Raw genomic sequence first — 11,418 nt, forward strand, 5'->3', positions numbered from 1 at the left:
TCGTGGCAGGTTGTTCGAGGTGCCCTTCAGTCGCGACGCGGGGTGCCTGGCCAAGCGCCTTTCTCGGGGGCGTGCACCTTGGAGAGCGTCCTGCGGCAGCGCCGCGGCTGCCGCCATGTGCGCATCCAAGATGCGGCTTGCCCGGGTGACCTGCCGCGTTCCAACGTGGCGGCACGCGCATCATCGGCCGCAACCCGGCACAGCGCTACACTGCGCATGGCGCCGTGCGATGCAACGGCGCCGCGGCAGGTGCGATGCGCTCGTGTGGCGCCTGACGGTCTTCCATTCGTTCCTGCAAGGTTGCCTATGTCCGCTTCCCTCCGCCTCGCCATGGCCCAGTTCGATTTCCCGGTCGGCGCCGTGACCCAGAACACCGACCGGATCATTGCGTTGATCGAGGAGGCGCGCGACGAGTACGGCGCCGACGTGGTGCTGTTCCCGGAACTGGCGGTCAGCGGCTATCCGCCGGAAGACCTGCTATTGCGGCCGGGTTTCCTGGCCGACTGCGAGCGCGCGGTGCAGCGCATCGCCGCACAGGTGCGTGGCATCGTCGCGGTGGTCGGCTGGCCGCAGAGCGCCGGCAGCGTGGTCTACAACGCCGCCAGCGTGCTGCGCGGCGGCCGCATCGAACGCACCTACCGCAAGCGCGAACTGCCCAACTACGCGGTGTTCGACGAGCGCCGCTATTTCGACGTGGACCCGGACGGCGAGAACTGCGTGTTCGAGGTCAAGGGCACACCGGTCGGCCTGGTGATCTGCGAGGACCTGTGGTTCCCGGAGCCGCTGGCGGCGACCGTGCGGGCGGGCGCGGAACTGGTGCTGGTGCCCAATGCCTCGCCCTACGAGCGCGGCAAGCACGCGCAGCGCGATGCCTTGCTGGCCGAACGCAGCCGCGAGAGCGGCGCGGCGCTGGCCTATCTCAACGTGGTCGGCGGCCAGGATGCGCTGGTGTTCGACGGCGCCTCGGTGGTGGCCGACGGCGACGGCACCGTGCATCCGGCCGCGGCCGCCTTCACCGACCAATGGCTGGTGGTGGAGTACGACACCGCCGCGCGCCGCTTCGCGCCGCTGCGCTGGACCGACGACGGCGACGAGAGCATGGATGCGCTGGCCTGGCGCGCGGTGGTACGCGGGCTGCAGGACTATTGCGCAAAGAATCGCTTTTCCAAGGTCTGGCTGGGCCTGTCCGGCGGCATCGATTCGGCGCTGGTGCTGGCGATGGCGGTGGACGCGCTTGGCGCGGACAACGTCACCGCGGTGCGGCTGCCGTCGCGCTACACCGCCGACCTGTCCAACGACCTGGCCGCGGATCAATGCCGCACCTTGGGCGTGAAGCTGGAGACGGTGGCGATCGAGCCGGCGTTCGAGGGCTTGCTGAGTGCACTCGGTCCGCTGTTCGCCGGCACCGAGCCCGACGTCACCGAGGAGAACCTGCAGTCGCGCAGCCGCGGCGTGATCCTGATGGCGCTGGCCAACAAGTTCGGCGGCCTGCTGCTGACCACCGGCAACAAGAGCGAGTACGCGGTGGGCTACGCCACCATCTACGGCGACATGTGCGGCGGCTACGCGCCGCTGAAGGACCTGTACAAGACCGAGGTGTTCGGCCTGGCGAAGTGGCGCAACACGGTGGGCGGTGCGCCGGTGATCCCGCCGGCGGTGATCGCGCGGCCGCCCTCGGCGGAACTGCGCGCCAACCAGACCGACCAGGATTCGCTGCCGCCGTACGACGTGCTCGACGGCATCCTGTACCGCTACGTCGACCAGGAGGAATCGCGCGACGAGATCGTCGCCGCCGGCTATGCCGCCGAGGTGGTCGACCGGGTGGTGCGGCTGGTGCGCATCAGCGAATGGAAGCGCCACCAGGCCGCGCCGGGCCCGAAGGTGTCGCGCCGCGCGTTCGGGCGCGAGCGGCGCTATCCGATCAGCAATGGGTATCAGGCCTGAGGGAACTGGGAAAAGCCGGGACCCGCGATTTTTCCGCGAGTGCAAGGCGGTTGCGATTGCACTGTGGAAGGGACTTCAGTCCCGACGGGCTTTACCGGGAAAGCCTGTCGGGGCTGAAGCCCCTCCCACAAAAAATCGCTTGATAGCGATTTTGCCGCGGACACCATCATGGCGTCCCGCATCTCGCAGGATTACGGCTTTTCCGGGTCCCGACTCCCGGGCCCTGGGTCCCCGCTCTGCAACAACCGCAACCCAAACGCATCGTCCTGCGCATTCCAGCCGTGGCTGACGCGCAGACCGGCCTCGGCGGCCATCGCTGCGAAGCTCTGGTCGGTGTACTTGTGGCTGTACTCGACCTGCATCGCTTCGCCTTCGGCAAAATCGAAGCGGCGCCCGGCCACGGTTACCTGCTGCGCGCACTGGCTGACCAGAAAGGTCTCGATGCGCTCGCGCGCTTCCGAATAAACGGCATGATGGCGGAACTGCGCCAGGTCGAAATCGCTGCCGATCTCGCGGTTGAGCCGGCGCAGCAGGTTCAGGGTGAATTCGGCCGTGACCCCGGCGGCGTCGTTGTAGGCCGCCTCCAGCAGTGCCGTGTCCTTCACCAGGTCGATGCCGACCAGGGCGCAGCCGTCAGCGCCCATGGTCTGGCGCATCGAGCGCAGCAGGGCGATGCCGTCCTCGCGGGTGAAGTTGCCCAGGGTCGAGCCGGGGAAGAACACCAGGGTGCGGCGTGCGCCGCGCTGCGGTGCCGGCAGCGCCACCGGCGCGGTGAAGTCGGCGCACACCGGCAGCATCTGGATGTGCGGGAAGCGCTCGGCCAGCCGCGTGGTGCTGGACATCAGCATGTCGCGGGAAATCTCGATCGGCGTGTAGGCCACCGGCATGCGCAGGCCGTCCAGCAGCAACTGGGTCTTGCGGCCGCTGCCGCTGCCCAGTTCCACCACGTGCGCGCCGGTGCCCACCGCCTGCGCGATCGACGGCATCCGCGCTTCCAGCAAATCCAGCTCGGTGCGGGTCAGGTAATACTCGGGCTGGCGGGTGATCGCCTCGAACAGGCGCGAGCCTTCGGCGTCGTAGAAATACTTGGACGGTAGCTGCTTGGGGCTGCACGACAGGCCGGCGATCGCATCGGCGGTGATGTCGTCCGGCTGCGGATGCAGGTCGGTCAGGGCGGCTTCGGTGAGGGCACGGGCGGTTGCGGCATTCATGCGGAATCCTTGGCCAGGCGCACGCCGGCGAACTGCCACCGCGCATCGGAGGGGAAAAAGTTGCGGTAGCTGGCGCGGATGTGGTCGCGCGGCGTGGCGCAGCTGCCGCCGCGCAACACCCACTGCGCGTTCATGAACTTGCCGTTGTATTCGCCCAGCGTACCCGACCACGGGCGGAAGCCGGGGTAGGGCAGGTAGGCGCTGCCGGTCCATTCCCAGACATCGCCGAACAACTGCTGCGGGCCGGTGTCGGCCGGCGCCGTCGACTGCGGATGCAGTGCATCGGTGTCGACGAAGTTGCCGGCGATGGCGACACCGGTGGCCGCCTGTTCCCACTCCGCCTCGGTCGGCAGGCGCGCGCCGGCCCAGCGCGCGAAGGCATCGGCCTCGAACAGGCTGAGATGGCACACCGGCGCATGCGGATCGCGTTCGCGCCAGCCGCCCAGGGTGAATTCGCGCGCGCCGTCGGCATGCCAGTACAGCGGGCGCTGCCAATCCTCGGCGCACCGCTGCGCCCAGCCGTCGCTGAGCCATAGCCCGACCGTGGCATAGCCGCCATGGGCAATGAACTCGTCGTATTCCGCATTGCTCACCGGGCGGCTGGCCAGCGCATGCGCCGGCACCAGCACGCGATGCCGCGGCGATTCGTTGTCGTAGGCGAAGTGGGCATGCGCCGGCCACGGCGCGGCACCGATCTCGCTGATCCGTTCGTCGCGCTGCAGCCAGCGCAGCGGGGACGCCGGCGCGTGCTGGGTCGCCAGGTCGGCGCGATAGGCCGGGCCCAGTGGATTGCGCCAGAACGCATGCTTGATGTCGGTGAGCAGCAGTTCCTGGTGTTGTTGTTCGTGCTGCAGGCCCAGTTCCAGGATCTGCAGCGTCTGCGGCTCCAGCGTGCCGGCCTGCAACTGCGCCAGTACGCGGGTTTCGATCTCGCTGCGGTAGTCCAGCACCTGCGCCAGCGATGGCCGCGACAGCAGGCCGCGATGCGGCCGCGCATGCGCCGGACCGATGCTCTGGTAGTAGCTGTTGAACAGGTAGTCCCACTGCGGATCGTGGGGGCGGTACGCCGGATCGGCGCCGAGCACGAACCGCTCGAAGAACCAGGTGGTGTGCGCCAGATGCCATTTGGCCGGGCTGGCGTCGTCCATGCTCTGCACCATCGCGTCTTCTTCGCTCAATGGTGCGGTGAGATGACGGCTGCGTGCGCGCACGCGGCGCAGGCGGTCCGCCAGCGTCGCGACGGATGCGATGGGCGAGGGCGGTGACGCAGGAGAGATCGCTTGCATCGATGCAGTCTTAGCGCAGCGGCGTGAACGGACCGTCACGCGTCGCGGACCGTGGCGTTACCCTAGACACATGTCTACGAGCGCCTTGCACCACCTTGCCGGTTCGGCTTCCGCCGGCGCCCTGGTCGACCTCGATACCGCGGCGGAGGCGTTCGCGCTGCCGCCCGGCGTGCGCTACCTGGACACCGCCAGCAAGGGGCCGCGCCTGCACCGTGCACTGGTCGCGGGGCAGGCGGCGCTGGCCGAGTCGATCGCGCCGTGGACGTTGTCCTTCGATGCCTGGCGCGCGCAGATCGAAGACCTGCGCGCGCTGGCGGCAGCCACGGTGTTCTCGGGCGACAGCGAGGGCGTGGCGATGTTGCCGTCGGCCGCCTATGGCCTGGCCATCGCGGCGCGGCAGGTGCCGTTGGCGCCTGGCGATGCGGTCCTGCTGCTCGATGGCCAGTTTCCGTCCAATCTACTGGCGTGGCAGCAACGCTGCGCCGAGAGCGGTGCGCACCTCGCTGTGGTGCGGCGGGCGCCCGGACAGGACTGGACTGATGCGGTGCTGGCCACGCTCGACGCGCAGCCGCGCGTGCGTGTGGCGACATTGCCGAATGCGTATTGGCGCGACGGCGGTCTGCTGGATCTGGATCGGATCGCGCCGCGCGTGCATGCGGCCGGCGCGATGCTGGTGCTGGACCTGAGCCAGAGCCTGGGCGTGCTGCCGGTGCGGTTGGATGCCTGGCGGCCGGACTTCGTGGTCTCGGTCGGACACAAATGGCTGCTCGGACCGATGGGGCTGGCATGGCTGTGGGCCTCGCCGCACTGGCGCGCGCACGGCGTGCCGTTCGAGCAGCACTGGCAGGCGCGCGACCCGGGAGCGGATTGGCAGTTCCCGGCCGAGGCGCCGCCCCCGTACCGAAGCGGCGCGCGTCGCTTCGATGCCGGCGGTGTCGCCGACCCGCTGCGCCTGGCGATGGCCAGCGCGGCGCTGCAGCAGGTGCAGCAGTGGCAGCCGGCGCGCATCGCGCAGCGGCTGGGCGCACTTGGTGCTGCATTCGACGCGGAGTTGCACGCGGCGGGCGCGGGCGACTGGACCGTGCCTGGGCATGCGCCGCACCTGTACGCGCTACGCCCACCAGCATCGTCGATGCCGGCCTTGCTGCCATGGCTGCAGCACGCGCAAGTCATCTGCACCCATCGCCATGGCGCCCTGCGCATCGCGCCCTATCTGCAGTTGACGCCGGAGGCGATGCGCGGCCTGGCGCAAGAGATGGTGGCTGCGGCGCGTGCTTGAGCGCACGTGCGTGCGGTTGTTGTCTGTCTTCGGTTTCGATGGGAAGGCAATCGACTACTGGTCCGCATCGTCGATCCTGTTTGATGCATGGCTTCAGCCGCGACCCGATGCCGCTGTGATGCGTTTAGCGCGGGTGCGGGTTGCCGAAGGCCGGCCACATCGCTGATGCCCGCGGTGCTGGCTTGACCTACCGCCGCGCCGCCAGGCGCAATCCACGCGGGGTCAGCACCCGTTCCAGCAGCTCGAACAGGCCCTGGACCAGCAGCGCCAGCAGCGCGGCCGGCACCGCGCCTTCCAGGATCAGGCCAAGGTCGTCCAGGCGGATGCCGGTGAGGATCGGCTGGCCGTAGCCGCCGGCGCCGATCAGCGCGCCTAGGGTCGCGGTGCCGACGTTGATCACCGCGGCGGTCTTGATGCCGGCGAGGAGGGTGCGCAGCGCCAGCGGCAGTTCGATCCGCCACAGCCGCGTGCCCGGCGGCAGGCCCAGCGCGGCGGCAGTCTCGCGCAGCTCGCGCGGGATGCCGGTGATGCCGGCATGCATGTTGCGCACGATCGGCAGCAGGCTGTACAGGAACAGCGCGGCGATCGCCGGTTTGGCGCCGATGCCGAACAGCGGGATCATGAACACGAATACCGCCAGCGACGGCAGCGTCTGCAGCACGCCGGTCAGGGCCAGCACCGCCTGGCCGAGCCGTGGCCGATGCGCGGCCAGGATACCCAGCGGCAGCGCCACCAGCAGGGCCAGGCCCAGCGACAGCCCGACCAGCGCCAGGTGCTCGCGGGTGCGTTGCAGCAGCCGTTGCATCCGTCCGTCCTCGGCCGGCGCGGCGATGCCCAGCCAGTGTGCGGCGATGGCGCTTTCGGCGCGCTTGTCGAGCTTGGCCTCGGCGTTGAGCCGCTGCATGGTCGCCGCGTCGATGCGCCCGCCCAGCCCCTGCAGCGCCTGCACGAAGCGCGGCGCGCGCTGCGCCAGGTCGGCGCGGTACAGGAACACCGCCGCGTAGCGCGGGAAGTAGTGCTTGTCGTCCTGCAGCACCAGCAGGTCGTGCGCGGGGATCTCGGCATCGGTGCTGTACAGGTCGGTGAGGTCGATCGCGCCGCTGTCCAGCGCGCGGTAGGCGAGGTCGTGGTCCAGGCCGGTGGGCACCTGCGGCAGCCCGTAGGCGTCGCGCACGCCGGGCCAGCCGTCGGCGCGCGAGACGAATTCGTTGCTCAGTCCGAACTTCAGCGTCGGATGCGCGGCGAGGTCGGACAGGCGCACGATGCCCAGCGCCTGCGCGCGTTGCCGGCGCATGCCGAACGCATAGGTGTTGTCGAAGCCCAGCGGCGCGCTCATCGCCAGGCCGCGCTGCGCCAGCGCCTTGCGCAGCGCGTCGTCGTCGGCGCCCGGCAGTTGCAGCAGTTCGGCGGCCAGCGTGCCGGTGTACTCGGCATAGGCGTCGATCGAACCCTGCTCCAGCGCACGCCATAGGATGCGGGTGCCGCCGAGCTGGCGCCGGTGCTCGACCTCGACCCCGGCCTGGCGCCCGGCGCCGGCAGCGATCTCGCCCAGCACCACCGCTTCGGTGAAGTTCTTGGAGCCGACCACGACCTTGGTGTCGGTGGCGGCGGCCGGCAGGCTCAGCAAACTGGCTGCTGCACCGAGGGCGAGCAGCGCGACCGCGCGCCAGCGCGCGCCTCGCGAGGTCATCGCGCCTCCTCCAGGGTGCGCTGCGCCTGCAGGAACTGGCTCACGAACGGATCGGCCGGCGCCTCCAGCAATTGGTGCGCACTGCCTTCCTGCAGCACGCGGCCGCCGCGCATCAGCACCAGGGTGTCGCCCAGGTAGGCGGCCTCGGCGACGTCGTGGGTCACCAGCACCACGGTCTTGCCGAGCAGCGCGAACAGCTCGCGCATCTGCGTCTGCAGTTCGTGGCGCACGATCGGGTCGAGCGCGCCCAGCGGCTCGTCCAGCAGCAGCACCGGCGGGTCCAGCAATAGCGCGCGGATCAGTCCGACGCGCTGGCGCTGGCCACCGGACAACTCGGCTGGATAACGCGCCAGCAGCGCTTCCGGCAGGCGGCACAACGCAGCGAGCTCGTGCAGGCGCGCCTCGATGCGCGGCCGCGTCCAGCCCAGCGTGCGCGCCAGCAGGGCGGCGTTGTCGCGGGCGCTCAGGTGCGGGAACAGGCCGCCTTCCTGGATCACGTAGCCGATGCGCCGGCGCTGCGCCAACAGGGTGGCGCGACGCAGTGGCTCGCCCTGGAAGCGCACCTCGCCGCTATCCGGCCACTCCAGCCCCAGCAGCAGGCGCAGCACGCTGGACTTGCCGGCGCCACTGGGACCGATCAACGCGGTGGTGCGGCCCGGGGCGATGCGAAGATCGACCTGGTCCAGTGCCAGCATGTCGCCGTAGCGGCGGGTGACCCGATGCAGTTCGAACATCGCCGCAGCATAGCCGCAGGCGGCGACCACGCCGTGCGAAGACGCCGCGGCCTCAGCGCGCGGCGTCGGTCAGCAGGTCCAGCGTCGGTTTCGGCCGGCCCAGGTCGTACATCAGGCCGAAATGTGCCTCCGCGCCCTGCTGGTCCGGCTGGTCGAGCAGTTCGTAGAGATTGATCTCGGCGACCACGTCGGCATAGTCGCTGCGTAGCGTCTGCAGCAGGTCCGCCACGCTGTCGTAGCAGGCGCCGTCGCCGGGATGGCCGCCATCGGTGTTGCCGGTGTAGATCTCGGCGCAGTTGAGCTCGTTGACGTAGACCTTGGTGCCGTATTTCTGCGCGGCGGCGCGCAGCTGTCCGAGATACAGGTCCATCCAGTAGCCGCGCTCGCCGTGGAAGGCGTAGTAGTGGAAGCTGATCCGGTCGAAGTCGAAACCGGCGGCCTTGGCCTGGTCCAGGAACCACAGCGAGCCGTTGCGGTCGCCCGGGCAGCGCGCGTTGGCCGAATGGTCGTCGCTGTTGCAGGCGGTGATGTTGATGGTGAACTGCAGGCCGGCGCCCACCTCGTCGGAGGCCTGCTTCATGCCGCGGTACATCGTGGTCATCGCCGCGATCCGCGCCGGCGCGGCGGCACGGTCCAGGTCCTGCTCGTTGCCGATCTCCCAGACCTTGATGTCGTTGGCATAGCGGCGCGCCAGCGCGTAGCCGATCTCGCGCGACATCGGGTACACCATCGGCCGCAGCGCGATGTTGTACTGGCGCGAGAGCTGCACCAGCCGGTCGAGCACGGCGAAGTTGCGCGGGTCCACGTCGAACCGGTAGCTGCGCAGGTTGCGCCGGTCGAGCAGGCGGAACACCGCCTCGCTCTGGCTGAGTGGGTAGGCCGGGCGGCCGTCGTGGCCGTTGACCCCGTACACGATGGCCGGTGCCGCGGTGGCAGGTGCGGCAGCGACGGCGAGGACGGCAGCGAACAGGCGCAGCAGCGGGCGCAGCAGGGAAAGAGACATGGCGTTCCCGGCGGAAGCGGCCCGGGGCGGGCACGGGACCAGCCTAGCAAGCCCGGCCACGGGCATCGGCGCCAATTCCCGGGACTGCGGTGCGGGTCGCACTCCGCCGGGATCGGCCTGGAGGCGCGCCATGCCGGGCGTCCAGTGATCGGGACTGGCGCTGCCTGGCGACGCGCGCACCTGCCTCGCCTTGGGTGCCCACTGGTGTCGTCATGGCCGCCTGCAGCCGCCGCGCGCAGGTGCCCGAGTGGACCACGGGGGCCGATCGGCGCTGCCCGGAAACGCGACAGGGGCCGTGCGGCCCCTGTCGGTGTGCATCGTGTCGGCGCGGTGGATCAGCGCTGCATCTGCGAATTGGACTGCCCGGTGGCGGCGGACTTCTCGCCGGCGAACGGGTTGAGCTTGCGGATCATCCACGGGTACTTCGGCCAGTTGCCGGTCAGCCACGGGTGCTGCGGGTCGTTGAGCTCGAGCACGCGGCGCGCGTCGGCGGCCAGGGTCTTGTTGCCCAGGTGGGTGTAGGCATCGGCCAGCACCGCCACCGCGTCGTTCTGGTAGGCGCTCTGCGGGTAGGTCTCGAGCAGGTAGGTGGCACGCGAGGCGGCCGACACCCAGGCGTCGCGGCGCAGGTAGTACAGCGCGTTGTCCAGCTCGTGCTGGGCGAATACGTTGCGCAGGGCGATCATGCGCGCGCGCGCGTCGGCGGCGTAGCGGCTGTTGGGGTAGCGCTCGGCAACGGTGTTGAAGTCGGCGTAGGCCTGCTGCGGGGTGGACAGGTCGCGGCGGCTGGGGTCCAGCGACCACACCCGGCGCAGGAACACCGTGTCGCGGTTGGAGTTGGACAACCCGCGCAGGTAGTACATGTAGGCGATGTTGCGCTGGGTCGGGTAGGTGCGGATGAAGCGGTCGATGGTCGACACCGCGTCGTCGTGCTTGCCGGCCTTGTACTGGGCGTAGGCGCTTTCGATCATCGCCTGCTCGGTGTAGTTGCCGTACGGGTACTGCGCGATCAGCCGCTTGAAGCTGCTCTCGGCGCCGGCCCAGTTGCCGCTCTCCATCTGCGCATGCGCCTTCTGGTAGAGCTGCTCGACCGGCATCCCTTCTTCGGGGTTCTTCTTCTGACGGTGGCAACCCGTCGCCACGACCAGCGTGACCAGCAGCAGGGCGATGAAACGGACGTGCGCGGACAGCGGGACGGAGCGTCGGATCATGGGTTCGGGCGCGGCAGGGCAGGAATACGAAGGGGCGATGATAGCCTAGTGGCCTGTCCTGCGACTGACTATGGCCGCCGCGACCCCCTTTTTCCGACCCAAGCCGTGCCCCTGCCATGCCCCATACCCCCCCGGATCTCCCCGAGGACGCCGTCAGCGACGGCCCGCGCCAGGCGCGCGTCCCCGATCACGCCGCCGGCCGCCGCTTCGACGCGGTGCTGGCCGAACTGTTCCCCGAATACTCGCGTTCGCGCCTGGCCGAATGGATCAAATCCGGCGATGCCCTGCTCGACGGCGCCCCGGCGCGGCCGCGCGATGCGCTGCGCGGCGGCGAGATCGCCAGCCTGCACGCGGTGCTGGACACCCAGACCCACGCCCTGCCCGAGGACATCCCGCTGGAGGTGCTGTACGAGGACGACCAGGTCATCGTGCTGAACAAGCCAGCCGGGCTGGTGGTGCACCCGGGCGCCGGCAACCCCAGCGGCACCCTGGTCAATGCCTTGCTGTACCGCGACCCGGGGCTGTCGGCGCTGCCGCGTGCCGGCATCGTGCACCGCCTGGACAAGGACACCAGCGGCGCCATGGTGGTGGCGCGGACCCTGCAGGCGCATACCTCGCTGGTGGCGCAGCTGTCGGCGCGCGACGTGCACCGGCAGTACCTGGCGGTGGTGGTAGGGGCTCTGGTCTCCGGCGGCACCGCCAATGCGCCGATCGACCGCCATCCGCGCGACCGCTTGCGCATGGCGGTGCGCGAGGACGGCCGCGACGCGGTCACCCACTACCGGCTGCGCGAGCGCTTCCGCGCCCACACGGCCCTGGAATGCCGCCTGGAGACCGGCCGCACCCACCAGATCCGCGTGCACATGGCGCACCTGAAGCACCCCATCGTCGGCGACCCGCTGTACGGCGGCCCGCTGAAGCTGCCCAAGGGCGCCAGCGAGGAGCTGATCGGTGAACTGCGTGGCTTCAAGCGCCAGGCGCTGCACGCCGAGACCCTGGAGTTCAAGCATCCCTCGAGCGGCGAGCCGGTCCGCGCCACCGCGGCGGTGCCGGCCGACCT

General features: G+C 70.1%; 9 protein-coding genes. 3 read left to right on the forward strand and 6 right to left on the reverse strand.

Translation table 11 applies throughout. The annotated features are described in order from the left end of the window. Positions 1-306: 306 nt before the first annotated feature. The gene (locus tag D588_RS0101835) at positions 307-1,944 is read left to right on the forward strand and encodes an NAD+ synthase (protein ID WP_026143268.1); all 1,638 of its coding nucleotides are present in this window, start codon (positions 307-309) and stop codon (positions 1,942-1,944) included. 191 nt (positions 1,945-2,135) lie between these two features. Here the strand turns inward: D588_RS0101835 and egtD are convergent, their stop codons facing one another. Beyond that, positions 2,136-3,155: an L-histidine N(alpha)-methyltransferase gene (gene egtD, locus D588_RS0101840; RefSeq protein WP_017914764.1), complete on the reverse strand. Its 1,020-nt coding sequence runs from the start codon at positions 3,153-3,155 to the stop codon at positions 2,136-2,138. Then, positions 3,152-4,441, reverse strand: coding sequence for an ergothioneine biosynthesis protein EgtB (gene egtB / locus D588_RS0101845; RefSeq protein ID WP_026143269.1), 1,290 nt, complete (start codon positions 4,439-4,441; stop codon positions 3,152-3,154). Before egtB ends, egtD begins: the two co-directional genes overlap by 4 nt. 70 nt (positions 4,442-4,511) lie before the next feature. Here egtB and D588_RS0101850 point away from each other — a divergent pair, with 70 nt between their 5' ends. After that, on the forward strand, positions 4,512-5,720 hold the full coding sequence (locus D588_RS0101850; RefSeq protein ID WP_026143270.1) for an aminotransferase class V-fold PLP-dependent enzyme: 1,209 nt from the start codon (positions 4,512-4,514) through the stop codon (positions 5,718-5,720). Positions 5,721-5,907: 187 nt separating this feature from the next. Here the strand turns inward: D588_RS0101850 and D588_RS0101855 are convergent, their stop codons facing one another. From D588_RS0101855 to D588_RS0101870, 4 genes are all read right to left on the reverse strand, one after another. Continuing rightward, positions 5,908-7,374: a glycine betaine ABC transporter substrate-binding protein gene (locus D588_RS0101855; protein ID WP_026143271.1), complete on the reverse strand. Its 1,467-nt coding sequence runs from the start codon at positions 7,372-7,374 to the stop codon at positions 5,908-5,910. A gap of 32 nt (positions 7,375-7,406) precedes the next feature. Then, complete coding sequence (locus D588_RS0101860; protein WP_026143272.1) at positions 7,407-8,144, reverse strand: ATP-binding cassette domain-containing protein; 738 nt, start codon at positions 8,142-8,144, stop codon at positions 7,407-7,409. Positions 8,145-8,196: 52 nt separating this feature from the next. Then, positions 8,197-9,147, reverse strand: a complete 951-nt coding sequence (locus D588_RS0101865; RefSeq protein ID WP_017914769.1) for a hypothetical protein — start codon at positions 9,145-9,147, stop codon at positions 8,197-8,199. A gap of 335 nt (positions 9,148-9,482) precedes the next feature. Beyond that, on the reverse strand, positions 9,483-10,358 hold the full coding sequence (locus D588_RS0101870; RefSeq protein WP_017910377.1) for an outer membrane protein assembly factor BamD: 876 nt from the start codon (positions 10,356-10,358) through the stop codon (positions 9,483-9,485). Between the two features lie 116 nt (positions 10,359-10,474). Here D588_RS0101870 and rluD point away from each other — a divergent pair. Beyond that, positions 10,475-11,418 (forward strand): 23S rRNA pseudouridine(1911/1915/1917) synthase RluD (gene rluD / locus D588_RS23780; RefSeq protein ID WP_017914770.1); only part of this gene is annotated, 944 nt, incomplete at its 3' end.

Source organism: Xanthomonas sp. SHU 308 (genome assembly GCF_000364645.1).
GTDB lineage: Bacteria > Pseudomonadota > Gammaproteobacteria > Xanthomonadales > Xanthomonadaceae > Xanthomonas_A > Xanthomonas_A sontii.

Excerpts from the sequence above, each read along its gene's own strand:
- D588_RS0101870 (WP_017910377.1), bottom strand. The coding sequence starts at position 10,358 with ATGATCCGACGCTCCGTCCCGCTGTCCGCGCACGTCCGTTTCATCGCC.
- D588_RS0101860 (WP_026143272.1), bottom strand. The coding sequence starts at position 8,144 with ATGTTCGAACTGCATCGGGTCACCCGCCGCTACGGCGACATGCTGGCA.
- D588_RS0101835 (WP_026143268.1), top strand. The coding sequence starts at position 307 with ATGTCCGCTTCCCTCCGCCTCGCCATGGCCCAGTTCGATTTCCCGGTC.
- D588_RS0101850 (WP_026143270.1), top strand. The coding sequence starts at position 4,512 with ATGTCTACGAGCGCCTTGCACCACCTTGCCGGTTCGGCTTCCGCCGGC.
- egtD (WP_017914764.1), bottom strand. The coding sequence starts at position 3,155 with ATGAATGCCGCAACCGCCCGTGCCCTCACCGAAGCCGCCCTGACCGAC.
- egtB (WP_026143269.1), bottom strand. The coding sequence starts at position 4,441 with ATGCAAGCGATCTCTCCTGCGTCACCGCCCTCGCCCATCGCATCCGTC.
- D588_RS0101865 (WP_017914769.1), bottom strand. The coding sequence starts at position 9,147 with ATGTCTCTTTCCCTGCTGCGCCCGCTGCTGCGCCTGTTCGCTGCCGTC.